Here is a 25,292-nt window from a genome sequence, read left to right on the forward strand (position 1 = left end):
TCTGATGTTTCGTCATGGCCAGACCCGACGTGTTCCGTGTAGTCATCACGGTCCTGCCATTCATGACCTCGATACTGCTGATCATCTACGGTGACGAGACCGCGTTGTTGGTCTGGATCGGCGTTTGCTGTCTGGTCCTGATCATTACGTTCGTGCTCACGCGGCGAGCGCGTAGATTGCACGGTCATGAGGCCCCGCCGTCCGACGAAGCATCTGCACCGTAGGCACTGATCATGGCGGTGATGTCGTCATCGGACACGTACGCGGCCCGGACCCGGACCGGGGCGGGTGATCCCTCCATCCGGATGTAGCCCACCCCGGGAAGGCCGGGGTCGATCAGATGCGCGTTCGCTCCACGGTCGCGGGCGCCCTCCCCGAGGATCATGTCGACCTGGGACGCCTCGTCCAGCCGCAGCGCGATCTTGTCCGGGAACAGGTTGCGCAGGTTCATCACCTCCTTGCGCGGATCCTGGAGAGCGGCCAGGACCGCGAACCCGACCGAACGGCCCTGCGAGGTGAGCGTGGCGATCGCGTTCTCCGCACGTCGGCGGACGTCCCGGTCGGGGTGGTAGGCGGTCAGGAACGCGACCTCGTCCAGCACCACCAACACGAACGGATCCGTTGCCGTGGGGACGTGCGAACGCTGCTTGCCCGCGTAACGTCGGGCACGGTCCTGCATGTCGGCCACCGCCGATTCCAAGACGGCCACCGCGGATTCGCCGTCGTCCGCGTACTGCGCGAACAGGGACCTGCCGTAGGACAGCTCCATCCGTTTGGGGTCGATCGCCCACACCCGTGCCGTCCCGTCCGCGATGGCGGGGAGCATCGCGCGGATGGTCGACCAGATCACCGACCCCTTCCCCGACCCGGTCACCCCCGCCACCAGAACGTGAGTCCCGTGGAGGCGTAGCCGCCACTCGGAGCCGTCTTCGGTGACGCCGACCGGCAGCGCCGACAGGTCCACCCCGTCCGGGACGTCGAAGGCGTCGAGGGGTTCAGCGAGGGTGTCGTGTCGGGGGAACTCCAAGGTGATCCGCCGAGGACCGTCCGTCCACCACCACACGGCAGAAGGGGGCACCGAACCCGTGCGCCAGCTCGGCCACGCGGGTTTCGAAGTCGGCGGGGGAGGTTCCGGCCACGAGGGTGACTCGGACCCGGTCGGCCCAGGAGGTGCACAACACCCGACGGATGCGGGGCGGATAGCGGCGTTCCTGGTAGGACTCCGCGAGTCCGGAGATGACCAGGACGGGTTGCCAGTGCCGGTGGTGGACCACCAGGTGCCGCCACCACGCCAACAGCAGGGCTCTTTCTGTTGTGTGCCTCATCGACCGTCGGGCCCGGCGGTATCCCTGGAAACCCGCACGGGACGGCCTCGGCCGGTCGCCGAGTCGACAACACACCGAATCGCCAAGTCGACTCCTCGACGCGGGGAGGCAACGCGCCGCACATGTGAGCGTCGCTGAAAGTACTGCTGGTATTACAATGAGTGGTATCTCGGTCTGGGTCACCGGTCGGCCACGTCGTAGGTTCCCCGCTCGAAGAACGGCTTCCCATGAGCTCACCGCGCAACCCCGCCCCGACCCGGCGCGGACTGATCGCCTCGACGCTCGGTCTGGCGGCCGTCGCCGTCGGCCCCTCCGCGTCGCACGCCGCGAACGGCTCCTCGGTCTCCGGGACCGGTCCGCCCTTCCGCGGCCCACGCCAGGCGGGTGTGACCACACCGCCCCAGTCCGACCTCCTCCTGGCCGCCTTCGACCTGCCGGACGGGGTGGACGGCGGCGAGGCGCGCCGGGTGCTGCGCGGTGTCCTCGACACGTGGACCCGGGAGCTCACGTCCGTCATCGACGGGGGCGAGGCGCCGGAGGTGCTCGCGCACGCCCGAAGCTCCCGCCTGACCGCGACCGTGGGCTTGGGCGGTACGGCCTTCGACCGGCTGGGGCTGTCCCGCCCCTCGCTCCTGACCGGTTTCCCGTCCTTTCCCGGAGACCGGATCGAGGACGCCCGCAGCGACGGAGACCTGGTCGTGCAGCTGTGCGCCGACGACGCCTGGACGGTCGCCACCGCGGCCGACCTGCTCACCGAGGCGGCGGAGAACACCATGCCGCCGCGCTGGCGGCAGAAGGGGTTCATCGCTCCGGCCCCGGGGGGCGGGGCGTCCCGCAACCTGTTCGGGCACAAGGACGGCGTCTCCAACCCGTCGGCGGAGGAAGCCGACCGGTTCGTGTGGATCGGTCAGGGGGCCGAGAGGGACGGCACCTACATGGTCTTCCGCCGGATCCACATGGACGTGGACGGCTTCGAGGCGCTGCCCGTGGCGGAGCAGGAGCGCGTCATCGGGCGGCACAAGGACACCGGGGCGCCCCTCGGGCAGGACGGGGAGACCGACGAGCCGGACTTCGCGGCGGTGACCGCCGACGGCGACCCGGTCATCCCCGCCGACTCCCACATGGCGCTCTCCCACGCCCAGAGCCACGACGGGGACCGGATGCTGCGGCGCGGCTACTCCTACGCCGACGCCTGGGACGACCGGGGACTGCTCTTCCTCGCCTTCATGGACGATCCCGGCCTGTTCACGCGGATGCAGAACGTGCTGGCCGCGAAGGACCCCCTGCACCCCTTCACCGAGCATCGGGGCACCGGCCTGTACCTGGTGCTCCCCGGGGCGACCGAGGGCCGACCGCTCGGCGCGGGGATCCTGTGACCGCGGAGGCGCTCGGCCCGGCCGCACAGGGCAAGATCGGTCAAGCGTCGACGGCCGCCGGGTGAACATACTGGTCGCATGACCGTTCCCACCGACGAACCGCCCTCGGGGCGCGACCGTCTGCGCGAACTCCTCGACGCGGTCCTGGACGAGGACAACACGTGCCTGTCGGACATGGCGGGAAGCGCCCACTCCTCACCGTTCCACTTCAGTCGACGGTTCTCCCGTGACACCGGGGAGTCGCCCGTGGCGCTGCGCCGCCGGGTCCTGTTGGAACGGGCCGCCTGGCAGATCGGTCAGGGCACCAGCGTCACCGACGCGGCCTTCACCGCCGGATACGCGTCGGTGGAGGGGTTCACGCGCGCGTTCGCCCGGGCCTTCGGCCATCCGCCCAGCGCCACCACCGCGGGGAGCGGACGGTGGCTGCCCTCTCCCAACGGCATCCACTTCCACCCTCCGCTCCACCTGTGGGTGGAGGGGAACCCGAGGAGCCGACCCGCCATGGACCTGACCGCACTGCAGATCCACCACGACGTGGACGACACCGCGTCGCTCATCCGCCTGGCCGCGGACCTGCCCGAGGAGGACTACCGGAAGGTGTGGAACCCCGGGCGCACCGTGCTGTCCTGGGACGGCCCGGAGGGGTCCGTCGCCGCCACCCTGGAGCACCTGGTGTGGACCAAGGAGGTCTGGCTCGCCTCGATCGAGGGCGCGGACTTCCCCGAACGGGGCGCCGACGACCCGGAGTCCCTGCGGTCCCGCCACGAGGACGCGGGCGCGCGATGGATCGCGGCCGTGGACGACATCGGCCGCCGGGACGCCTGGGGCGACCGGCTCGTCGACGCCCTGTGCGACCCGCCGGAGAGCTTCATGCTCGGCGGGGTCGTGGCGCACGTCCTGACGTACTCGGCGCACCGCAGGCAGGCCGTCCGGCACATGCTGCGCTCGGCCGGGGTCGAGGTCGGCCACGGCGACCCACTGGAATGGCTGCACCACCGCAACGCACGACGAGGGGACACACCGTGAGGACCGTCTACAACACCGCCACCAGTCTCGACGGGTTCATCGCCGACCAGGACAACTCCCTGGACTGGTTGTTCGCGGTGGAGGGGGCCGAACCGGACCAGGAGGGCGGCGAGGCCCTCAACGAGACCGAGGACTTCATCGCCAACGCGGGCGCGATCGTGATGGGCGCGACCACCTACGAGTGGATCCTGGAGCACGAGGGCGGCAAGCCCTGGCCCTACCAGGCCCCCACCTGGGTCCTCACCCACCGGAGCCTTCCCCGGATCGAGGGGGACCTCCGCTTCGCCAGCGCCGACACCGACCAGGAGCTGCGGGACCTGCACGCGGACATGGTCAGGGCCGCGAACGGCCGCGACGTGTGGGTGGTCGGCGGAGGTCGCCTGGCCGCGGACCTGGCCCGGCTGGGCCTGCTCGACGAGGTCGTCGTGTCCATCGCCCCGGTCAGTCTGGGCGGTGGGGCTCCCCTGCTGGACGGACGGGTGCGGTTGCGCGCCCTGGAGGCCAAGCTCCTGGGCCCCTTCGCCTGCCTGCGGTACGAGGTCGTCCGCGACTGAGGCCGCGCCGCCGGTCGCCCCGGACGCGGGCGGTGCGACCGGCGGCCGGACCGATCAGGAATCGAGAAGCGTCGGCCGCGGCGCCGGGCCTAGCGTGAGTGCCATGGCATCCATCGCATCCATCACCCTCGACGTGGCCGACACCGAGGCCGCCCACCGCTTCTACACCGCCTTCTGCGGGGACTCGCATGTCCGCCTGCGGGCCTCGCAGGAACCCACGACGGGCTTCCGCGGGTTCACGCTGGCGCTCACCGTGGCGCAGCCGTCCGACGTCGACGGCCTCATCGCCGCCGCCGTCGACGCCGGAGCCACGACGCTGAAGCCCGCCGTGAAGTCGCTCTGGGGCTACGGCGGCGTCGTCCAGGCGCCGGACGGGTCGATCTGGAAGGTCGCGACCTCGGCGAAGAAGGACACCGGGCCCGCGACCCAGCGGATCGACGACTTCGTGCTCCTGCTGGGCGTCGCCGACGTGGCCGCGAGCAAGAGGTTCTACGTCGACCGCGGACTCGCCGTGGCGAGGAGCTTCGGCCGCGCGTACGTCGAGTTCGCCGCCGGGACGGGCGACGTCAAGCTGGCGCTGTACCGGCGCAAGGCCCTGGCCAAGGACCTCGGCGTCTCCCCCGAGGGCACCGGCTCGCACCGGATCGCGATCGGCGGGGACGCCGGGGCGTTCACCGACCCGGACGGGTTCGCGTGGGAGGCCGTGGCCGCGCCTCGTCCGGGCCTGGTCTGAGGCCGACGAGGCGCGGGGCGGGACGTTCAGTCCCGACCGTCCTCGTCGAGGACCGCCAGGTCGAGCCGGTCCAGGCGCACCGGGTCGGCCAGCGCGTCGATACGCGTGATCAGCCCGTCCACCACGGTGAAGCCCATGACGGAGAACGGCCGACCCTCGTCGTCGAGCACGACGACCCCTGGGTCGCCGTTGACCAGGGCGGGCCGGACGAACTCCGCGGGACGCGCGTAGCTGATCGCCGACCTGGCCACGGCCTCGGCGCCGCGCACCACGGCCGCTGCCCCCGGACGCAGCGCGCCCCAGTCGGCGTGGGTCTCCACGCGCGGGTCCAGAACCCGCAGGAGCGCCTCGAAGTCGCCGCCGCGCGCGGCGGAGAGGAAGGCGTCCACCACCCGCCGCCGCAGCGCCGGGTCGGGGTCGGGCCGCGGCGCGGCGCCCTGGACCCTGCGGCGGGCGCGGCTGGCCAGCTGGCGCGCGGTGGCGGGGGTGCGGTCGACGATCGGGGCGATCTGGTCGAACGGCACCGCGAACATGTCGTGCAGGACGAACGCGAGGCGCTCGGCGGGCGGCAGCGCGTCCAGGACGACGAGGAGGGCCAGGCCCACCGAGTCGGCCATGAGGGCTTCGTGCTCGGGGCCCGAGCGCTCGGCGGGGGCGATGATCGGGTCCGGCAGGTGTGCGCCCATCGGGTCCTCCCGGCGTGAGGTGCGCGAGCGCAGCATGTCCAGGCACACCCGGCCCACCACCGTGGTCAGCCACCCGGCCAGGTTCTCGATCTCCTCGGCGTCGGTGCGGCCCAGCCGGATCCACGCCTCCTGGACGGCGTCGTCGGCCTCGGCGAGCGAGCCCAGCATCCGGTAGGCGACCGCGTGCAGGTGCCCCCTCCGCTCCTCGAAGCGCTCGGCCAGGAATTCCTTCGCGTCCACCCGTCACACCTTTCCCTCGTGATCCGTCATGGGGGTGACGAACCCGATCGGGCCGATGTGACAGGCCCCGCGCCCTGAGGCGCACACCGGAGGAGCGATCGCGTGACAACCCTGGACAAGCTTCCCACCGTCGTCGACGGCCGCGTCCTTCTGGACGGCGACGAGGGCTTCGAGGCGGCCCGCACACCGTGGAACCTGGCGGTGCGCCAGCCGGTGGCCGCCGTGGTGGAGGCCGCCGACGCCGATGACGTGGCCGCGGTGGTCCGTTTCGCCCGGTCCGCCGGGTTCACCGTGTCGGCGCAGCCCAGCGGGCACGGTGCCTCGGGCAACACGGCCGGGGTGATCCTTCTGCGCACGGGCGCCCTGGACGAGGTGCGGGTGGATCCGCGCAACCGCACCGCCCGGGTGGGGGCTGGCGCGACCTGGGGTCGGGTGCAGGCCGCCGCCGGGCCGCACGGGCTGACCGGTGTGCCGGGCAGCTCCCCCGGGGTGAGCGTGGTCGGCTACACCCTGGGCGGCGGTGTCAGCTGGTTCGGCCGTAGGTTCGGCTGGGCGTCCGACAGTGTGACCGCGTTCGAGGTGGTGGACGCCGAGGGCGCCCGGAGCCGGGTCACGGCCCAGTCCGACCCCGACCTGTTCTGGGCGCTGCGCGGCGGCGGGGGCGACCACGCGCTGGTGACCGCCATGGAGTTCGACCTGCACCCGGCTCCCGAGCTGTACGGCGGCCGGATGGTGTGGCCGGGGCGCCTGGCCGAGGAGGTCATGGACGCCTACCGGCGGGTCACCGCGACGGCTCCGCGGGAGCTGAGCACGTGGATCACTCGGCTCCAGGTGCCCGGCCAGGACGCGATGATCGTGGTGGACACCGCCCACCTGGGCGGGGAGGCCGAGGCCAAGGAGTCGCTGCGTCCCCTGGAGGGCGTCGGCGTCCCGTTGTCGGACTCGCGCGGCCCGCTCTCCCCGGCCGACCTGGGTTCGATCACCTCCGACCCCGTCGACCCCGCGCCGGGGGTCTCCCGGGCCGAGCTGCTCACCGACCTGGACGACCGGGCCGTCGAGGTCCTGCTCGACACCCCCGTGGCGCCGATGCTGCTCGTGCAGGTCCGCCACCTGGGCGGGGCGCTGGCCGGGCCCTCCGACAGTCCGCAGGGGCCGATGCCCGAGCCGTACGCGCTGTACATGTTCGGCGTGCCCGGCTCCCCCGGAACGGCCGAGGACGTGCGGGCCCGCCAGGGGGAGTTCGCCCGGGTGCTCGCGCCGAGCGTGAGCGGGCGCACGCCCTTCACCCTGCTGTCGCCGGGGAAGACGGCGGCGTCCGCGTTCTCGCCACAGGCCTTGGAACGGCTCCGGGAGGTCAAGCGGGACCGTGACCCGCACGGGGTGATCCGGAGCAACTACCCGGTCCTGGGCTGACCGCGCCGGTCTGACTCAGCGGGACCGCCCCCGGCGTTGGGAGGCGAGCAGCCACACCAGGTAGAGGCCGCCGATCAGCCCGGTCGCCGTGCCCACCGGAAGCATCGAGGTCGGGAACAGCCACCCCACCAGCAGGTCCGCCGTCAGCAGGAGCAGGGCGCCCGTCAGCGCCGACGTCACCAGGCCGGGGGAGGGCGTGCGGGTGAGGCGGCGCGCCAGTTGCGGTGCGGTCAGTGCCACGAACAGGATCGGGCCGGTGGCCGCGGTCGCCACGGCCGCCAGGGCCACGCTCACCACGATCAGCACCAGCTTGCAGCGCTCGACCCGGACGCCCAGGCCCGCGGCGGTGTCGTCGCCCATCTCCAGCAGCGACAGCGCCCGGGACCGGGCCACGGCGATCGGGACGAACACGGCGACCGCCGCACCGACCGCCGTCGCCTGCTCGTAGCCGACGTCGCCCAGGCTCCCGACCAGCCAGGCCTGGGCGGCGAGCGCGTCCTCGAGGCGGGCCCGGGTGATGAGGTAGGAGTTGGCGGCCAGCGCCATGGCGCCGATCCCGATGCCCACGAGCACGAACCGGCCCTGGCGGACCCCGCGCGTGAACGCCAGCAGGTAGATGAGCGCCGCGGTGGTCAGCCCCCCGACGAGCGCGGCGGCCGACGTCAGCAGCATGCTTCCGCCGACCATCACGATGACGACGAGCGCGCCGGTGGCCGACCCCTCGGTCAGACCGATGAAGTCGGGGCTGCCCAGCGGGTTGCGCAGCAGCCGTTGGAGCACGGCGCCGCTGACCGCGAGCGCCGCCCCCACGGCCAGCGCGGTCAGCAGGCGCGGCATGCGCAGCGTGAGGACCACGAACTCGTGACCGGGGGCGCCGCGACCCACCAGGGTCGCGAGGACCTCGCCGGGGGTGAGCGGGAACTCGCCCGTCATGAGCGAGGTGACGGCGGCGCAGGCCAGTGCTGCGAGGAGCACCGCGCCGACCACGGCCGATCGCGCGTGGACGCGGAGCGGCGGCGCTCCGCCCACGCGCGGGCGGGCGTGCTCCGGGCGGGGTCGCGCCCGGTCGTGGACGCTCACGGGTCGACCAGCCTGCGGCGTCGGCACAGGGCGATGAACACGGGTGCTCCCAGGAAGGCGGTGACGATCCCGACCTGGAGCTCCCCGGGCGCGCCGAGCAGTCGCCCGACGATGTCGGAGGCCAGGAGCAGGATCGGGGCGAGGAGGGTGGAGTAGGCGAGGACCCACCGCTGGTCGGGGCCGACCAGGATGCGGGCGGCGTGGGGGACGGCCAGTCCGACGAAGGCGATCGGGCCCGCGGCGGCCGTGGCCGCTCCGCAGAGCAGCATGACCGCGAGCGCGGTCAGCAGCCGGGTCCGGGCCACGCGGGCGCCCAGCGCGATCCCGAGGTCGTCGCCGAGCGCCAGCGTGTTGAGCGGGCGGGCCAGCCCGAGCGCGAGCAGCACTCCGGCGCCGACGAACGGCAGCATGGGCCACAGCACGTCGTGGTAGCGCCCGGCCAGCGAGCCGACGTTCCAGAAGCGGAACTCGTCGAACGCGTTCGGGTCGAGCATCAGGACGCCGGTGTTGAACGCCCCCAACACGGCGGTGAACGCCGCGCCGACCAGGATCAGCCGTTCGGGCGCGGCGCGGCCGTGCCCGGCGGTTCCGATCACGTACACCGCGACCGAGGCGGTGACGGCGCCGAGGAGGGCGAACCACACGTAGCCCGTGTAGCCGGACACGCCGACGAAGGCGATGGCGACCACCACGCCCGTGGAAGCGCCCATGCTGACGCCGAGCAGGGCGGGATCGCCCAGGGGGTTGCGGGTCAGCGCCTGTGTCAGGGCTCCGGACAGGCCGAGTGCCACGCCGACCGCCGTGCCCAGCAGGACCCGGGGGATCCGGTAGCCGTGCACGATGAGGGCCTCGTCGGACGCGTCGGGGTGCCAGAGCAGACGCCAGGTCGTCGCGGCGGGGAGGTCCCGGGCGCCGACCCAGAGGCTGAGCAGGGCGACCAGGGCCAGCACCGCCGCCAGCACGATCAGCCCCGCGGTCAGGGCGGCGGGGCTTCGGAGTGAACGCGCGCGACCGGCCCGCGGCGCCGGGGGCGCGGGCCGGTCGGTCTCGGGGTGTTGTTCCACGGGGGAGCTAGGCGGCGCCGGTCAGCAGCGGCGTCATCTCGTCGATCGCGTAGGAGATGGACAGGACGGTGTTGAAGGAGAAGGCCGCGCCGATCGCCGCGCCGGTCTCGGCGTCCTGGTAGGGGACGAAGACGGTGCCCTCGCTGTCCGCGACGTCCAGCCGCTGGTAGAGCGGCTCGTCCTGGATCCGGGCGTCGGCCTCGTCGCCGCTGGTCACCCAGATCACGCGGTCGGCGCTGTCGAGCACGTCGAGGCGTTCGGAACCGAACTCGGCGCCGTTCATCCCGTCCTCGACGAGCGCGTCCACTTCCTCGGAGAGCTGGAAGCCCATCTCGGCGAAGAAGATCGCCTTGGGGTCCGTGTCGGCGAAGGCGAAGTAGGCGCCCGGCTCGAAGCTGTCGGCCACGATGGCCGTCTCCTCGGCGAACTCCGGGTGGTCCTCGCGGACCTGGGCGAAGGACGCCTCGACGTCGTCGATCCGCGCCCGCATCTCGTCCTCCCGGCCGAGCGCCTGGCCGATGCGCAGGCTCATCTCCTGCCAGGGGGCGGCGTAGTCGGGGTGGTCGGCGGGCTGGGCGACGACCGGGGCGATCTGGGAGAGCGTCTCGTACTGCTCCTCCTGCATGCCCGAGTACTGGGCGATGATCAGGTCCGGCTCCAGGGCGGCGATCCGCTCCATGTTGTACTCGTCGCGCTCGCCGACGACCTCCGGCGGGGTGTCCCCCCACAGTTCCTCGGTCCACGGCCACGAGCCGTAGGGCTCCTCCAGGAACCAGTCGACCGCGCCGACGGGGGTGACGCCCAGGGCGAGCGCGGCGTCCTGGTCCGACAGCCCCAGGGTGACCACCCGCTCCGGCTCTTCGGGGACGGTGGTCTCGCCGTACTTGTGCTCGATGGTGACGGGGAAGGCCCCGTCGGCGGAGGTGCCCGACCCGCTGTCGGTTCCGGTGTTGGTCTCGCCCGCGCCCCCGCAGGCGGTGAGCGCCATGAGGAGCGTGAGCAGGGCGGCGGGGACGACGCGTCTGGGGGACATGGAGTGGTCGGACCTTTCCGGGCGGGCGTGAGGGACGCGCGGCACAGCGATGGGGCGCCCGGGAAAGGCGCCCCTAAGTGAGGTTAGTCTTGCCTAAGCTGTGGCGCGCGTCAATCCCCCGCCAGGTCGGCTCGGGCGGAGGTCCCGTAGCCGTCGTAGTCGTTCCAGGTGGGCTCGGCGGTCATGAGCTCGCGCCAGGTCGGCCACCGTTCCCCCGTCCGCTGGCGGACGAGCTCTCCCGGGAAGCTGAACGGCGGGGCCTTGTGCGGCTTGGCGAGCGCCTGGTCGACGATCGTGTCGAAGAGCACCGCCGCGCCGTGCAGGCGGGGGAACGCGGTGTGCACCCGGGCGACGAACTCCTCCGGGAGCGGGGGGCCGTCCGGTCCCAGAGGGCCCAGATCGATCCCGGCGCCCGCGCTCACCAGTGCGATCTCCGGCCGCTTGCGGCGCGCGACGTGCGAGACCACGTGCAGGGCGATCGCGTCCCACACGACCTCCACCCGGTCGTCCGCGAGCCCCAGGCCGGACAGGAACTCGGCGGCCAGGTCGGCGCCGTCGACGTCGAACGTCTGGTCCCGGTCCCCCTCGTCGGTGAGGCCGATGTCGTGGAGCACGCAGCCCAGGTAGAGCAGTTCGTCGTCGTAGTCGTGGCCGGGGCGCAGGCCCTGGCGCTCGCCGTGGAGGCGCCCGTAGAGGTAGGTGCGCACGCTGTGGTGGAAGACCGCGGGGGACTCGGTGTCCCGGGCGAGGCGCGTCGCGCTCCGCGCCAGGTCGGTGTCGGGAAGGTTCAGGTCGTCGAACGCGGACATGGTCGGCCTCCAGGAGGTTCGTGGTCGGGGCGGCGGTCAGGCGTGGTCGCCGGGGCGGACGATCATGAGCACGACCACGGCCGCCCACAGCAGGTTGAAGAGCCCGGTGACCGTCGAGAGCCCGCTCAGCGCCCTCTGGTCGCCCGGTTCCCGCAGTGCGCGCCGCTGGCGCGGGTAGATCTGCCAGGCCAGTAGGACGCCCGCGGCGGCGGTGAGGGCCATGGAGACGGTGATCCAGATCTCCCCCATCCGCCCCTGCGCGATGGCCAGGGCGATCCCGGCCATGGGCACGATGACGCCGAGGATCGAGTAGACGCGGGTCATGCGGTGCAGTGACAGGGCGACCTTCCGGCTCCGCCCGTCCTCGGGCGCCGCGGCGCCGGGCGGTGCGGCGGGGACCGGTTCGGCCACCGGTGCGTAGCGGGGGAACAGGCTCGTGGCGACGGTCGCTCCGCCGACGAACACGATGCTCGCCAGGACGTGGACCGACAGCAGGACGTGCTCCATCGGTACTCCCTCCAACCTTCAGATTGATTGAAGGTTATCCCATGCTTCAGTCTGGTTGAAGGTGGGGGTGGGAAAGGGCCGGGGAACGCGTCGTGACCGGGGAAGGCGGGGTCAGCCGCCCGGGGCGAACGCCCTGCGGACGGTCTCCGCGATCTCCCGGGAAACCGGCTCCGCCTCCGGGCCGAACATCGTCTCGTCGACCGCGGAGATCACCTCCCGCGCCTTGCCGAGCAGGTTGGTCCCCGCGGGCGTCAGCTCGATCTCCGACGCGGAACCGGCGCGAGCGGTCAGGTCGCGCACCAGCCCGGCGGACTGGAGCGCCCGGATCCCCGTGTGCACGCTCTGCACCGTCACCCCGCCCATCCGCGCCAGTTCGCTGAACGAGGCGCCCGGCAGGCTGGCGACGTGGCCGAGCAGCGCCAGGCGCGCGACGGTCAGGTCCAGCGGCGCGAGCGCGGCGTTCAGTTCGGCCTCGACCCGGCGTGCCAGCGTCAACACGATGATGGAGGGGCTCGTCACCGGCGGTTCGGGGCGGGTGCTTTCGGTGCTCACCGTTCCAGTCTCCCCCACGGCACGCCGCCCGCGCCCCACCGCCGCCCCGTCCCGCCGGGGCCCGGGGCGGCGGCGCCGACGGCGGGCTCAGGCGGCGGGCTCAGGCGGCGGTGCCGGGCGGCGCCGCGACACGGACGCGCCGCACACGTCGGCCGGACTCCTTGGCCGCCGACCGTGCGGACAGGAAGGCGTTCCAGCGCTCGACCACCGGTTCCATGGCGTAGGAGGCGGCGGCCTCGACCGCCGCCGCGCCCATCCGCAGCCGCTCGTCCCGGTCCTCGACCAGCCGCAGCAGCCCCGCGGCGAGCGCGTCCACGTCCTGGTCCGGGACGAGCAGGCCGTTGCGGCCGTGCTCGATGATCTCCCCCGGCCCGTGCGGGCAGTCGAAGCTGACCGCCGGGACGCCCACCGAGAATCCCTCGATGATGGTCATCCCGAACCCCTCCACCCGCGAGCTGACCGCGAGCAGCGACGCCTTGGCCAGTTCGCCGGTGATGTCCTTCGTCCGCCCCATGAGTGTGACCTGGTTGCTCAGCCCCAGTTCGAGGATCTTCTCGCGCAGCCGCTTGTCCAGCTTCCCGCCGCCGTAGATGCGCAGCCGCCACTCGGGGTGCTTGCGCGCCACGACCGCGAACGCCTCCATGAGCTTGGGGTACTGCTTCACGGGGGCCATGCGGCCGGCGCCGACGATGATCGGGTTGTCCTGCGTCGAGCGCGGGTAGTCGCGGGTGGGCAGGGGGTTGGGCATCGCGGACAGCCAGTCCGGATCGGCGCCGAGCAGGCCCCGGTAGGCCGCCCGGTCGGCCCCGGTGAGCACGGTCATCCCGTCGAGCCGGGGGTAGGCGTCCGCGATGGCCGCGCGCAGCCTCTCGTCGTGGTCCTCCAGGTTGACGTGCTCCTGACCGATGGCGAGCACGCGTTCCGGAGCCCACCGGGACAGCAGGAGGTTGAGGCCGGGGCGGGTGCCGACGACGACGTCGGCGTTCGTCCGTCGCAGGTAGCGGCGCAGCGCCGCCACGGACCGCGCGGTGAAGAGGTTCTCCCGCCCGGCCTCGGGCGCGGTGACGAGCCGGGTGATCGCGCGCTGGTTGAGCAGGAGTTCGCCCAGGCCGCGGGACGGACGGGGCTCCTGTTCGGCGGCCTTCCCGACCGTGGACAGGGCGCTCAGTCCGACCCTGTCGGGGACGGAGAAGAACGGGGAGTCCGTGTGCCGCACGAGGCTGACGATCTCCACCTCGTGGTGGGCGGACAGCCCCTCGGCGAGGTTGAAGACCGTGCGGATCGTGCCGCCCATCCCGTAACCGTTGGCGATGAGGAAGGCGATCTTCACGCCGAACCCCCGCTCCGCGCGGTGGCGAGCAGGGAGAACTCGTCCCTGACCGTGTAGTACGGCCGGACGCGGACCGTGGTGTCCGCGTCGCCTCCGGCCAGGTCCACACCGGCGTAGACGACCTTGCCCTTCTTGCCGACGACGTCGTCGGCGTGCGAGGCGAGCCGTAGCTCCGTCCCGGCGTCGGGCAGGCGCAGCCACAGGTCCCACTCGTTGTGCTTGCGTCTGGGCTGGAAGGCCGTGGCGAGGGGCGGCAGCGGGATCGCGCACTCGAAGCGGTCGCCGTCGAGCCGCGCGGGAGCGGTCACCACCCCGTCGAGGCCGCGCTGGCGGGCGACGACCTCGCCGGTCGCGACGCCGTCCCGCTCGGGCGCGTAGGCGAGGAAGCCCGAGACGGTGACCGTCCCGGGGGCGACCTCGACCCACTCGACCTCCGCGTGCGGCGTGACACTGGCCGACACGAGCCGCAACCGCCCCCGCGGGTCACGGATCGCGCGCAGGTCGCGCGTACGCGGTCGTCGGACGTAGTCGACCCGGTGGCTCAGGCTCAGCCCGGAGTCACGGGTCAGGACCGGGTTCGAGGACCCCGACCGTCCGACCGACACGACGTCCCAGGTCCCGTCCTCCAACGCGAGGTCGGCGAGCCGGGCACGGACGAGCCTGCCCTCCCGCTCCACGTCGGTGACCGGTACCGCGTCCCCCTCCGACTCGCTCCGTACCAGGGCCAACCCCGCCCCGGTGTCCTCCTCGTCGGCCGTGAGCCGTAGCTCCAGCACGTCCCTCGCGGTGATCCGACTGATCTCGGCGTGCACTGATCCTCCCCAGGAATCCTGGCGGGCCCCACCTGGGATGACGGCCATCCTCGGGTGCGGCCCGCGACGCTGTGGATCACTCCCGGTGAGCGGGGATGGAGTGATTCGTGGCAATAGTGGCAAATGAGATGTTTTGTTTACCTAAGTGAGCTATTGCAGTTCACCCCCGTGGTGGTTCACCGTGCGGCGGGTTTCTTCGCCGTCCACCCTCCCGGTCCGTCCTGAGCAGGGCGTTCGCCGTACGCGGTCGCTCAGCGGCCTCATGGGCTCACCGACCGTTCGGTCAGTACATGTCTGCCGAGCTGCGAAAAAGCCCACCCCGCGCGAAAAGTGGACTGTGTCACATGGCATGGTGTCCTCGGACTCATCTCCGGTGCGCCCCGGCGTCCCCCTCCGGGCGCCCACCGGTCGAGGGTCCGAGGGTCAGATCCGGCTCCGCGCGGGCCGGTCGAGAGCAAACGGAGTACCCATGGCATCTTCCGACCCCCAGGTCGCACCAGCGGGCACCGCAACCGAACAGCGGGAGAGACGCCGCGTCCTCGCCGGAACCATGGTCGGCACCACCATCGAGTGGTACGACTTCTTCATCTACGCGCAGGCGGCCGGGATCGTCCTGGCCCCGCTCTTCCTGGCGCCGCTGTCCGAGGCCAACCCCGGCGTCGCCCAGGTGCTGTCCTTCGCCACCATCGGCATCTCGTTCCTGTTCCGACCCCTGGGCGCCGTGGTCGCGGGCTTCCTAGGCGACCGGCTCGGCCGGAAGCGGGTCCTCGTCGGCACCCTCGTCCTCATGGGCCTGTCCACGTGCCTGATCGGGGTGCTGCCCACCTACGCCCAGATCGGTGTGGCCGCTCCCGTGCTGCTCATCGTCCTGCGTGTGCTCCAGGGCTTCTCCGCCGGCGGCGAGTGGGGCGGCGCGGCCCTGATGTCCGTCGAGCACGCCCCCGACACCCGGCGCGGTCTGTTCGGCGCCTACCCGCAGATCGGTGTGCCCTGCGGCATGATCCTCGCGACCTTCGTCGTGTGGGTGATCACCACCGCGATCGGCCCCGACGCGTTCGTCGAGTGGGGCTGGCGGATCCCCTTCCTCCTGTCCTTCCTGCTCATCATCGTCGGCCACCTGATCCGCAAGTCCGTCGAGGAGTCCCCGGTCTTCACGTCGATGCGGGAGCTCAGCGCCACCGCCGCGACCCCGCTGCGCCGACTCTTCCGGGGCAACACCCGCGAGGTGGTCCTGTCGGCCCTGATCTTCCTGGCCAACAACGCCGCCGGGTACCTGGTCATCGCCTTCGTCGCCACCTACGCCTCCCGGCCGGAGGCGGAACTGGGCCTGGGCATGGAGCGCGGGCCGGTGCTGCTCGCCACCACCCTCGCCTCGTTCGGCTGGCTCGTGTCCACGCTCTACGGCGGGTGGCTCAGCGACCGGATCGGCCGCGTGCGCACGTTCCAGATCGGCTACGCCATGCTCGCCGTCTGGTCGGTGCCGATGTGGCTGCTCATCGACACGGGGAGCATCGTCGCCTACTTCGCCGGGGTGTTCGTGTTCACGCTCGGCATGGGGCTGAGCTACGGGCCCCAGGCGGCGCTGTACGCGGAGATGTTCCCCGCGGCGATCCGCTACTCGGGCGTCTCGATCGGGTACGCGCTGGGCGCGATCATCGGCGGCGCGTTCGCCCCGATGATCGCGGAACTCCTGCTCACCCGGTTCGGCGCGTCCTGGACCATCGGCGCCTACATCGTGCTGGCCTCGGTGGTCTCGTTCGTGGCGGTCACGCTGGTGAAGGAACCCAGGGGGGTCGACCTGAACGTGGGTGACGACGCCGCGGTGTGAGGCGCTCCGGCGCGGTGACGCGGTGACGCGGTGACGCGGGGCGGGGGCGGCTGTCCCCGCCCCGCCGTCGTGCCGGGGTGTCGCCGTGTCGACTTCTCGCCGTGTCGATCGGTCTGTTTCACGTGAAACGTCGACCGCGCTCCGGACGGACCCGGTCCGCACGGGAGACCGCCTGCGGTGGCGGGACGGGCATGTCGAGGGTCGGCCCGCTCCGCTGCGGGACTCGACGTCGATCGGTATCCCCACAACGTCATGACCTCTCCCCGGTATCCGGTAGCGGGTGCCACCTCGTACCCGCTACCGTCGTGCCCGTACCGGCCGTACCGTCCGCGCCCGGCTCCATGTGGCACCCGCTCCGCCACCCCCCGTACCCCCGATGAGATCCGGAGCAGCACCCATGAGCTACCCACCCACCGGCCCGCAGCAGCCCTACGGCGTCCCCCCGCAGCCGCCGAAGCAGGGCATGTCCACGGGCGCGAAGATCGGCATCTTCGGATGCGGAGGATGCCTCGTCCTGGTCGTCCTCGGTGCCATCTTCCTGGGCGTCCTCGGCGCACTCGTGGGCGGTGACGAGGACACCACGGTGGCCTCCGAGCCGTCCGCGTCCGCCCCGGCCGACGAGGGCCAGGAGCAGGAGACGGCGGCTGAGGAGGAAGCCGCCGAGGAGACGTCCGGCGTCACCATGACCGCCACGGCGGCGGGCACGGTCGGCGACGTCATCGACGACACCGTGTACACCGCGATCGACATCGAGATCGTCAACGACTCGGACGAGTCGATCGAGGTGAACCCGATCTACTTCACGGTCGAACTGGCGGACGGCACGGTCGTCAGCGACTGGGCGGACGCCGCGTTCGCTGACCTGGACAACCCTCTCGACACCGTGACCGTCCAGCCCGGCCAGCGGGCGTCTGGCCAGATCGCGGTCGTCGGTGAGGTCACGCCGGTCGAGGTGACGATGGAGGAGCTGTTCGGCCTCGAGGACCCGGTCACGGCGACGGTCGAGTAGCGGCCGCCCGCCGTCTGGTCGGACCGCCGCAGGGCCGGTAGACCCGGCGCGGAACATGCATGGGGTCATGCATGCGGAAGGCTCCCGGGTGTGACCGGGGGCCTTCTCGCGTCTGGGCTCCCCCCGACGGCGCGCACGGTGTCGAGGAGCGCGGTTCACTCGGATTCCGGGCCCGCACGCGGCGGTCGATCTCATCCTCGTCGGTGCTGCCGCCGGTCCACCCCGCGCCGGGCGTCGCACCTCTTTCCCCAGGCAGTGACCCCGGCCACTCGTCCACCGCGGCCGGTGTTCCAGGTCACATCTCTGGACGAAATGTGCACAAACCAGCACATCTCTACGACATCTTCTTGAGTTCTCCCGGTCACTGGCGAACATATGGCCCAAAACACCACCATGTCTCTGTACACCTCACCCCGAACCAGGAGGTTGGAGCATGGCTGGTGGCCAGGACCTTCTTCCCTCCGAGCAGCCGCTGCGGCTGCTCGACGAGACCGGACGGCGCGTGTCCGGCGCGGAGCTGCCGTTCCCGGACACGGACCGCCTCCTCGCCGCGTACGCCTCCCTGGTGATCGGCCGCCGCGTCAACGACCAGGCCGGTGCGCTCGTCCGCCAGGGACGGCTGGCCGTCTACCCCTCCTCCCACGGACAGGAGGCGTGCCAGACCGGCGCCGCCCTCGCCCTGGCCGACGGCGACTGGCTGTTCCCCACCTACCGCGACACCGCCGCGATCGTCGCGCGCGGCGTCGACCCCGTCGAGGTCCTCACCCTCCTCAAGGGCGACTGGCACGCGGGCTACGACCCCTACGCGTACCGGGTCGCCCCCCAGGCCACCCCGCTGGCCACCCAGCTCCTGCACGCCGTCGGCGTCGCCCACGCGGCCCGCCTGCGCGGCGAGGACACCGTCGTCATGGCCCTGTGCGGCGACGGCGCCACCAGCGAGGGCGACTTCCACGAGGCGCTCAACTTCGCTGCCGTCTTCGCCGCGCCCGTCGTCTTCTTCGTGCAGAACAACGAGTACGCGATCTCCGTCCCCCTGTCCCGGCAGACCGCCGCCCCCTCCCTCGCCCACAAGGGCGTCGGGTACGGCGTGCCCGGTCACCGGGTCGACGGCAACGACACCGCGGCCGTGCTCTCCGTCCTCGACCGCGCGGTCGCCGCCGCCCGCTCCGGCGAGGGGCCCCAGCTGGTGGAGGCGCACACCTACCGCATGCAGGCGCACACCAACGCCGACGACGCCACGCGCTACCGCAGCGACGACGAGGTCGACCCGTGGGTGGCCCGTGACCCGCTCCTGCGCATGGAGGCCTACCTCAGGCGCAGGCGGGTCCTCACCAAGGCCCGCCAGGCCGAGATCACCGAGCGGGCGGAGGCCGTGGCCGCCGCCATGCGCGAGGGACTGGCCCGCGACACCGACCCCGAACCCGCCGACCTGTTCGCGCACGTGTTCTCCGCCCCCACCCCCCAGCTGGCCGAGCAGGCCGCCGTGCTGGCCGACGAACTGAGCAGAGAGGGCCACTGACATGGCGACGGATCCCACCAAGCTCACCATGGCCCAGGCGCTCAACCGGGCCCTGCGCGACGCCATGGCCGAGGACGAGAGCGTGTACGTCTTCGGCGAGGACGTCGGCCCCCTCGGCGGCGTCTTCCGGATCACCGACGGCCTCACCGACGAGTTCGGCGAGCAGCGCTGCTTCGACACCCCGCTCGCCGAGTCCGGGATCGTCGGCATGGCCGTGGGCATGGCGATGAACGGCATGCGGCCGGTGGTCGAGATGCAGTTCGACGCCTTCGCCTACCCGGCCTTCGAACAGATCGTCAGCCACGTCGCCAAGACCCGCAACCGCACCCGGGGCCGGGTGGGGCTGCCGATGGTCATCCGGGTCCCCTACGCGGGCGGGATCGGCGGCGTCGAGCACCACTGCGACTCCTCCGAGGCCTACTACGCGCACACCCCCGGTCTGACCGTGGTCACCCCGTCCACCGTCGCCGACGCCTACTTCCTGCTGCGCGAGGCCATCGCCTCCCCGGACCCCGTCGTCTTCCTCGAACCGAAGAAGCTGTACTGGGGCAAGGAGGAGGTCGACCTCACCGTCCCGGAGCCGGGCATCGGCACCGCCGTCGTCCGCCGCCCCGGCACCGACGCGACCCTCATCGCCTACGGCCCCTCGGTGCCGACCGCGCTGGAGGCCGCGGAGGCCGCCGCCCAGGAGGGCCGCAGTCTCCAGGTGGTCGACGTGCGCTCCCTCGTCCCCTTCGACGACGCCACCGTGTGCGAGGCCGTGCGCTCCACCGGCCGGGCGGTCGTGGTCGCCGAGGCGAGCGGGTACGCCAGCGTCGCCTCGGAGATCGTGGCCCGCGTGACCGAGCGCTGCTTCCACTCCCTGGCCGCGCCGGTGCGCCGCGTCACCGGGTTCGACATCCCCTACCCCCCGCCCAAGCTGGAGCGCTTCCAACTGCCCAGCGTGGACCGCATCCTCGACGCCGTCGACGACCTGCAATGGGAGGACCAGTGAGCATCCGGACCTTCGACCTTCCCGACCTCGGCGAGGGGCTGACCGAGGCCGAGGTGGTCAGGTGGCTGGTCGCGGCCGGCGACACCGTGGAGATCGACCAACCCGTCGTCGAGGTGGAGACCGCGAAGTCGATCGTGGAGGTCCCCTCGCCGTTCGCAGGGACGGTCAGCGAGCTGCACGGCGCGGAGGGCGCGGTCCTCGCGGTGGGAACGCCCCTGATCAGCGTGGCCGACGCCGGGGAGCCGGAGTCCGCCGCGCCGGTCGCGCCGGTGACGGTGCCCGCGACCGCGGCCGAGGTCTCGCCGGAGGGTGAGCGCTACCGGGAGGAGGAACGCGCCGGAACCGGGTCGGGCAACGTGCTCATCGGCTACGGGACCCCCGAGCAGCGGGCCACCGGACGTCGGCGCAGGCCCAGGAACAGGCCGCCCGCACCCGCTCCGGCCACGGCTCCGGCCTCCCCGGCGACCAGCACGCGCCCGCCGCTGGTGACCTCGCCGCTGGTCCGACAGCTGGCGCGCGAGGCGGGACTGGCGATCGCCTCGGTCACCGGCAGCGGCCCCGGCGGGCTGATCACCCGGGCGGACGTGCGCGCCGCGATCGAGGCCGCGAAGGCCCCGACCCCGGCGGCCCCGACCGTGCCCGCGCCGGTCGAGGCGGGCGCCACCGATCCGCGCACCGGCCTGGCCGAGTCCCGGCGCGTCCCGATGAGCGGTTTCCGCAAGGCCGTCGCCGACTCCCTGTCCCGCAGCCGCCGGGAGATCCCCGAGGCCACGGTCTGGGTCGACGTGGACGCCACCGAACTGGTCCGTCTGCGGCGCTCCGACCCCGACGGCCCCGGCCTGCTCTCCTACGTGGCGCGCTTCGTGGTCGCCGGGCTGCGCGCCCACCCGGAGCTCAACGGCCTGGTCGACACCGAACGCGGCGAGCTCGTCCAGTACGACGGCGTGAACCTGGGCCTGGCCGTCCAGACCGACCGCGGCCTGGTCGCGCCCGCCGTCCTGGGCGCCCACCGGATGACCACGGCCGAGCTGGACCGGGAGATCCGGCGGCTCACGGCCGCCGCCCGCGAGGGGAGGGCCACCCCGGCGGAGATGACCGGCGGGACGTTCACCCTGAACAACTACGGTTCACTGCGCGTGGACGGCAGCGCCGCCATCATCAACCACCCGCAGGTCGCCATCCTCGGCCTGGGCCGGATCATGGACCGCCCGTGGGTCGTGGACGGCGAGCTGACCGTCCGCACGATCACGCAGCTCTCCTTCGCCTTCGACCACCGCGTCTGCGACGGCGGCACGGCGGCGGGCTTCATGCGCGTGGTCGCGGACGCCATGGAGAACCCGGCGAAGGCCATCGCCCAGCTGTAGGCGGAATCGGACCGAGCGCCCCGGGGAGTCGGCACCCCGGGGCGCTCACTGCTCTCCGCTCTCCGCTCTCCGGAATCCGGTCGGCCTCGCGCGTCCGCGCCGGGTTCGGGGGCGGGGGTCGGCGGCCACGCGGATCACGGGTGGGCCACCCGCTCAGGCGGTCCCCCCTCACTCCCGTGGCGGGTTCCCGTCGCGTACGGCCTCCAGGTACTCCGAGACGGCGTCCCTGTTCCTGGACAGGCAGGCGATGCGCTGGGTCATCCGGTCGCGCTCGTGCTCCAGCAGTGCGAGCATCTCCGGGGTGGCGTCGGGGAAGTGGATGGACCTGGGCTGGTCCAGGCAGGGGAGGATCTGCCGGATCAGCCGGGTGGGGAGCCCCGCGTCGAGGAGGCCCCGGATCTGGAGGACCCGGTCCACCAGCCGGGGGTCGTAGTCGCGGTAGCCGTTGGGCAGCCGTCGTGGCCGGATCAGGTCCTGTTCCTCGTAGTACCTGAGCAGCCGCCGGGGCGTGTCGGTCCGCTCGGACAGCTCTCCGATGCGCATGTGGTCGACCTCACCCTTCGCCACGTTGACCTTCACATCTATGTGAGGGTTTGAGCATACGCGGTATGCGAAGCACCTCCACCACGGATCCCCGAACCCCGTCGACCGACCGTCTTCCCCTCGCCGCCCTCCTGGCCCTGGCCACCGCCGTCTTCGTCACGGCCCTCACCGAGACCCTGCCCGCCGGGGTGCTGCCCGCGATGAGCGCCGACCTCGCCGTCAGCGAGTCCGCCATGGGGCAGTCGGTGACGATCTACGCGCTCGGCACCGCGCTCACGGCGATCCCCCTGACCGCGGCCACGGCGCGGTGGCGGCGCAAACGGCTGCTGCTGACGACGGTCGTGGCGTTCGCGCTCGCCAACACCGTCACGGCGGCCTCGACCGACTACCTCCTCACCATGGCCGCCCGGTTCGTCGCCGGGGTGGCCGCCGGGCTGGCCTGGGCGATGCTGGCCGGATACGCGCGCCGCATGGTGCCCGACCACCTCCAGGGCAGGGCGATCGCGGTCGTCATGGCGGGCATCCCGGTCGCGCTGTCCCTGGGCGTGCCCGCGGGCACCTTCCTCGGCGCGGCCGCGGGCTGGCGGCTGACCTTCGCCCTGATGACCGCGCTCACCGTCGTCCTCGTCGGGTGGATCCTCGCCCTGGTCCCGGACCAGCCCGGTCAGGAGCCGGGCGCCCAGACCCCCGTGCGGCGGACCCTCGCCGTCCCCGGCGTCGTCCCGGTCCTGTTCGTCACCCTGGTCTTCGTGCTCGCGCACACCATCCTGTACACGTACGTGGCCGCGTTCCTGGGGCAGGTGGGTCTGGGCGACGCGGTCGACCTCGTCCTGCTGCTGTTCGGCGCGGCGTCCCTGGTGAGCATCTGGGTCGTGGGCGCGCACATCGACCGCGGGCCGCGCGCGCTCATCGTGGCCAGCGTCGTCCTGGTCGCCGCCGCGGCCACCGCCCTGGCGCTCCTGTCCGACGGCGCCGCCCTCGTCCACGTCGCGGTGGTGCTGTGGGGGCTCGGCTGGGGCGGTGTCCCCACCCTCCTCCAGACCGCCGTGGCCGACGCGGGCGGCGAGGCCGCCGACACCGCTCAGTCGATGCTGGTCACCCTGTGGAACGTGGCGATGGCGGGCGGCGGGGTCGCGGGCGGGGCCCTGCTCGCCCACCTCGGACCGGCGGCCCTGCCCTGGACCCTGCCCGTCCTGCTGGCCCCCGTGCTGGTCGTGGTGCTGGCCGCCCGCGTCCACGGGTTCCCCGCCCGGCGCCCGGGCGCGAGGGGCTGACCCTCCACGCCCCCCGAACGACGCGGCGCCCCGCCACCGGTGGAGACGGTGGCGGGGCGCCCTGTCGACACGTCGATGCGGCGACGTGTCTACTCGTCGCCCTTCGCGACCAGTGTGAGCACGTCGTAGGTGGCCACGGGCTCGTCGCGCTCGTTGGTGACCAGCGCGTCCCAGCGGACCTCGCCGTAGTCGGCGTTCGTGCGGGGGGTGATCTGCTTGGCGGTCAGTCGCACCCGGATGGTCTCGCCCTCCTTGACCGGGGTGAGGAACCGCAGGTTGTCCACGCCGAAGTTGGCCAGCACGGGGCCCGGGGCCGGGTCGACGAACAGCCCGGCGGCGAGCGAGACCACCAGGTAGCCGTGGGCCACGATCCCGCCGAACAGCGGGTTGGCGGCGGCCGCCTCCTCGTCGGTGTGCGCGTAGAACGTGTCGCCGGTGAACTCGGCGAAGTGGTCGATGTCCTCGCGCGTGACCGTGCGCGCGGCGGAGGCGATGGTGTCGCCGATCCGCAGCTCGGCGAGGTTCTTGCGGAACGGGTGCACCTCGCCGACGTCGCGCCTGGAGCCGGTGGTCCAGTGCCCGGTGATCGCCGTCACCATGTCCGGCGAGGCCTGGATCGCCGTGCGCTGCATGTGGTGCTTGACGCCGCGCACACCGCCCATCTCCTCGCCGCCGCCCGCGCGGCCCGGGCCGCCGTGCACCAGCATCGGCAGCGGTGAGCCGTGCCCGGTGGACTCCTTGGCGTCGTCGCGGTCGAGCACGAGGATCCGCCCGTGCCACGGGGCCAGGCCGAGGACGACCTCGCGCGCCACGTCCGGGTCGTGCGTGACGACCGACCCGACCAGGCTGCCCCTTCCCCGCGCGGCCAGTTCGATCGCCTGGGCCAGGTCCTCGTAGGCGATCACGGTGCTCACCGGGCCGAACGCCTCCACCTCGTGCGGCTCGTCGGCCTCGGGGCGGGCGCGGAGCAGGATCGGCGACATGAACGCGCCCGACTCGGCGTCGGCGCCCACCACCTCGACCTCCTCCGGGTCGCCGTGGACGAGGTCGGCGGAGGCGAGCAGGGCCCTGACCGCCTTGCGGACCTCCGCGCGCTGGTCGAGGGTGGCCAGCGGGCCCATCCGCACGCCGTCGCGGTCGGCGGCGCCCACCACGACGGTGGACAGGCGGTCGGTGACGGCCTCGGTCACGGCGTCGGCCATCGGCTCGGGCACGATCACGCGGCGGATGGCGGTGCACTTCTGCCCGGCCTTGACGGTCATCTCCGTGACCACCTGCTTGACGAACAGGTCGAACTCGGGGTCCTCGACCTTCACGTCCGGGCCGAGGATCGAGCAGTTCAGCGAGTCGGCCTCGACGTTGAGCTGGACCCCGCCGCGCACGACGTTCGGGTGCTCGCGCAGCAGGGCGCCGGTCGCGGCCGAGCCGGTGAAGCCCACGACGTCCTGCGGGCCGAGGTGGTCGAGCAGGCCGCGGTGGGTGCCCACGAGGAGCTGGAGCGAGCCCTCCGGCAGGAGGTCGGACTCGACCATGCGCCGCACGACGGCCTCGGTCAGGTACGCGGTCTGGCTCGCGGGTTTGACGATGCTGGGCATTCCGGCGAGGAACGCGGGCGCGAGCTTCTCCAGCATCCCCCACACGGGGAAGTTGAAGGCGTTGATCTGCACGGCCACCCCCGGACGGGAGGTGTACACGTGCTGACCGACGAACGTGCCCTGGCGGCTGAGCGGCTCCACGGGCCCGTCGAGGATGACCGTGGAGTTGGGCAGCTCGCGCCGCCCCTTGCTGGAGAAGCTGAACAGCGTGCCGAGACCGCCGTCGACGTCGACCATCGTGTCGCGCTTGGTGGCGCCGGTGCGGTGGGACAGCGCGTAGAACTCGTCCTTGTGCTCGGTCAGGTACGCGGCGAGCTGCTTGAGGATGAGCGCACGCTGGTGGAAGGTGAGCGCGCGCAGCGCGGGGCCGCCCACGCTCCGCGCGTGGTCGATCATCGCGGCCACGTCGGGTCCGTTGGCCGAGATCCGGGCGACGGTCTCCCCGGTGTTCGCGTCGGCCAGCGGCGCGCCCTCGTCCTTCGGGGTGAACCACGATCCGCGCGCGTAGCTCTCCAGTGTGTGGGACACCTGACGGTCCTCTCCTCGGGCTGTGGGTCTGCTCGCACAGTATTACAGACCGATCGTTCAGTAAATAGTGCCTGATGAGGTGCCGTGTTCGCCGTTCA

At 72.6% G+C, this 25,292-nt stretch carries 22 protein-coding genes and 1 pseudogene; 11 read left to right on the forward strand and 12 right to left on the reverse strand.

What is annotated here, in order from left to right; genetic code table 11:
- Nucleotides 1–184: 184 nt before the first annotated feature.
- A pseudogene (locus AB0I72_RS23445) lies at nucleotides 185–1,298 on the reverse strand (FtsK/SpoIIIE domain-containing protein); the annotation flags it as partial.
- 254 nt (nucleotides 1,299–1,552) lie between these two features.
- On the opposite strand from AB0I72_RS23445, the gene AB0I72_RS23450 reads away from it, so the two are divergent.
- The 4 genes from AB0I72_RS23450 to AB0I72_RS23465 all read left to right on the forward strand — a co-directional run bounded on the left by AB0I72_RS23450 (nucleotide 1,553) and on the right by AB0I72_RS23465 (nucleotide 5,014).
- Complete coding sequence (locus tag AB0I72_RS23450; RefSeq protein ID WP_358572210.1) at nucleotides 1,553–2,701, forward strand: Dyp-type peroxidase; 1,149 nt, start codon at nucleotides 1,553–1,555, stop codon at nucleotides 2,699–2,701.
- 78 nt (nucleotides 2,702–2,779) lie between these two features.
- The gene (locus tag AB0I72_RS23455; RefSeq protein WP_358572212.1) at nucleotides 2,780–3,727 is read left to right on the forward strand and encodes a helix-turn-helix domain-containing protein; all 948 of its coding nucleotides are present in this window, start codon (nucleotides 2,780–2,782) and stop codon (nucleotides 3,725–3,727) included.
- The gene (locus tag AB0I72_RS23460; RefSeq protein WP_358572214.1) at nucleotides 3,685–4,281 is read left to right on the forward strand and encodes a dihydrofolate reductase family protein; all 597 of its coding nucleotides are present in this window, start codon (nucleotides 3,685–3,687) and stop codon (nucleotides 4,279–4,281) included. The genes AB0I72_RS23455 and AB0I72_RS23460 overlap by 43 nt, the downstream gene beginning before the upstream one ends.
- 103 nt (nucleotides 4,282–4,384) lie before the next feature.
- Nucleotides 4,385–5,014, forward strand: coding sequence for a glyoxalase (locus tag AB0I72_RS23465; RefSeq protein ID WP_358572216.1), 630 nt, complete (start codon nucleotides 4,385–4,387; stop codon nucleotides 5,012–5,014).
- A gap of 26 nt (nucleotides 5,015–5,040) precedes the next feature.
- Here AB0I72_RS23465 and sigJ read toward each other — a convergent pair whose 3' ends face one another.
- Entirely contained in the window at nucleotides 5,041–5,940 is a 900-nt protein-coding gene (gene sigJ, locus AB0I72_RS23470) for an RNA polymerase sigma factor SigJ (RefSeq protein ID WP_358572218.1), read from the reverse strand.
- 102 nt (nucleotides 5,941–6,042) lie between these two features.
- Between sigJ and AB0I72_RS23475 the strand changes: the two genes are divergently transcribed.
- Nucleotides 6,043–7,353, forward strand: coding sequence for an FAD-binding oxidoreductase (locus tag AB0I72_RS23475; protein ID WP_358572220.1), 1,311 nt, complete (start codon nucleotides 6,043–6,045; stop codon nucleotides 7,351–7,353).
- Between the two features lie 15 nt (nucleotides 7,354–7,368).
- On the opposite strand, the gene AB0I72_RS23480 is transcribed toward AB0I72_RS23475, so the two are convergent.
- From AB0I72_RS23480 to AB0I72_RS23515, 8 genes are all read right to left on the reverse strand, one after another.
- Nucleotides 7,369–8,433 (reverse strand): iron chelate uptake ABC transporter family permease subunit, encoded by a 1,065-nt coding sequence (locus AB0I72_RS23480; protein ID WP_358572222.1) that lies wholly within the window; start codon nucleotides 8,431–8,433, stop codon nucleotides 7,369–7,371.
- On the reverse strand, nucleotides 8,430–9,497 hold the full coding sequence (locus tag AB0I72_RS23485; protein WP_358572224.1) for an iron chelate uptake ABC transporter family permease subunit: 1,068 nt from the start codon (nucleotides 9,495–9,497) through the stop codon (nucleotides 8,430–8,432). Before AB0I72_RS23485 ends, AB0I72_RS23480 begins: the two co-directional genes overlap by 4 nt.
- Nucleotides 9,498–9,504: 7 nt before the next feature.
- Entirely contained in the window at nucleotides 9,505–10,530 is a 1,026-nt protein-coding gene (locus tag AB0I72_RS23490) for an iron-siderophore ABC transporter substrate-binding protein (RefSeq protein ID WP_358572226.1), read from the reverse strand.
- A gap of 110 nt (nucleotides 10,531–10,640) precedes the next feature.
- Entirely contained in the window at nucleotides 10,641–11,339 is a 699-nt protein-coding gene (locus AB0I72_RS23495) for an HD domain-containing protein (protein ID WP_358572228.1), read from the reverse strand.
- 36 nt (nucleotides 11,340–11,375) lie between these two features.
- The gene (locus AB0I72_RS23500; RefSeq protein WP_358572230.1) at nucleotides 11,376–11,846 is read right to left on the reverse strand and encodes a hypothetical protein; all 471 of its coding nucleotides are present in this window, start codon (nucleotides 11,844–11,846) and stop codon (nucleotides 11,376–11,378) included.
- A 111-nt stretch (nucleotides 11,847–11,957) separates the two neighbouring features.
- Entirely contained in the window at nucleotides 11,958–12,398 is a 441-nt protein-coding gene (locus AB0I72_RS23505) for a MarR family winged helix-turn-helix transcriptional regulator (RefSeq protein ID WP_358572232.1), read from the reverse strand.
- 100 nt (nucleotides 12,399–12,498) lie between these two features.
- Nucleotides 12,499–13,728, reverse strand: a complete 1,230-nt coding sequence (locus tag AB0I72_RS23510) for a glycosyltransferase family 4 protein (protein WP_358572234.1) — start codon at nucleotides 13,726–13,728, stop codon at nucleotides 12,499–12,501.
- Nucleotides 13,725–14,540, reverse strand: coding sequence for a hypothetical protein (locus AB0I72_RS23515; protein WP_358572236.1), 816 nt, complete (start codon nucleotides 14,538–14,540; stop codon nucleotides 13,725–13,727). The genes AB0I72_RS23510 and AB0I72_RS23515 overlap by 4 nt, the downstream gene beginning before the upstream one ends.
- Nucleotides 14,541–15,090: 550 nt before the next feature.
- Here AB0I72_RS23515 and AB0I72_RS23520 point away from each other — a divergent pair.
- The 5 genes from AB0I72_RS23520 (at nucleotide 15,091) to AB0I72_RS23540 (ending at nucleotide 21,254) form a co-directional block, all read left to right on the forward strand.
- The gene (locus tag AB0I72_RS23520) at nucleotides 15,091–16,368 is read left to right on the forward strand and encodes an MFS transporter (RefSeq protein WP_358572294.1); all 1,278 of its coding nucleotides are present in this window, start codon (nucleotides 15,091–15,093) and stop codon (nucleotides 16,366–16,368) included.
- Nucleotides 16,369–16,765: 397 nt separating this feature from the next.
- A complete protein-coding gene (locus AB0I72_RS23525) occupies nucleotides 16,766–17,377 on the forward strand; it encodes a hypothetical protein (RefSeq protein WP_358572238.1) in 612 nt (203 codons plus the stop codon).
- 433 nt (nucleotides 17,378–17,810) lie between these two features.
- A complete protein-coding gene (gene pdhA, locus AB0I72_RS23530; RefSeq protein ID WP_358572240.1) occupies nucleotides 17,811–18,896 on the forward strand; it encodes a pyruvate dehydrogenase (acetyl-transferring) E1 component subunit alpha in 1,086 nt (361 codons plus the stop codon).
- A 1-nt stretch (nucleotide 18,897) separates the two neighbouring features.
- Nucleotides 18,898–19,890, forward strand: coding sequence for an alpha-ketoacid dehydrogenase subunit beta (locus tag AB0I72_RS23535; protein WP_358572242.1), 993 nt, complete (start codon nucleotides 18,898–18,900; stop codon nucleotides 19,888–19,890).
- Nucleotides 19,887–21,254 (forward strand): dihydrolipoamide acetyltransferase family protein, encoded by a 1,368-nt coding sequence (locus AB0I72_RS23540; protein WP_358572244.1) that lies wholly within the window; start codon nucleotides 19,887–19,889, stop codon nucleotides 21,252–21,254. Before AB0I72_RS23535 ends, AB0I72_RS23540 begins: the two co-directional genes overlap by 4 nt.
- Before the next feature lie 168 nt (nucleotides 21,255–21,422).
- On the opposite strand, the gene AB0I72_RS23545 is transcribed toward AB0I72_RS23540, so the two are convergent.
- Complete coding sequence (locus AB0I72_RS23545) at nucleotides 21,423–21,797, reverse strand: MerR family transcriptional regulator (RefSeq protein ID WP_358572296.1); 375 nt, start codon at nucleotides 21,795–21,797, stop codon at nucleotides 21,423–21,425.
- Nucleotides 21,798–21,862: 65 nt separating this feature from the next.
- Between AB0I72_RS23545 and AB0I72_RS23550 the strand changes: the two genes are divergently transcribed.
- On the forward strand, nucleotides 21,863–23,071 hold the full coding sequence (locus tag AB0I72_RS23550) for an MFS transporter (protein WP_358572246.1): 1,209 nt from the start codon (nucleotides 21,863–21,865) through the stop codon (nucleotides 23,069–23,071).
- A gap of 89 nt (nucleotides 23,072–23,160) precedes the next feature.
- Here the strand turns inward: AB0I72_RS23550 and paaZ are convergent, their stop codons facing one another.
- Entirely contained in the window at nucleotides 23,161–25,194 is a 2,034-nt protein-coding gene (gene paaZ / locus AB0I72_RS23555) for a phenylacetic acid degradation bifunctional protein PaaZ (RefSeq protein WP_358572248.1), read from the reverse strand.
- Between the last annotated feature and the right edge of the window lie 98 nt (nucleotides 25,195–25,292).

This window comes from Nocardiopsis sp. NPDC049922, assembly GCF_040660275.1.
Lineage (GTDB): Bacteria > Actinomycetota > Actinomycetes > Streptosporangiales > Streptosporangiaceae > Nocardiopsis.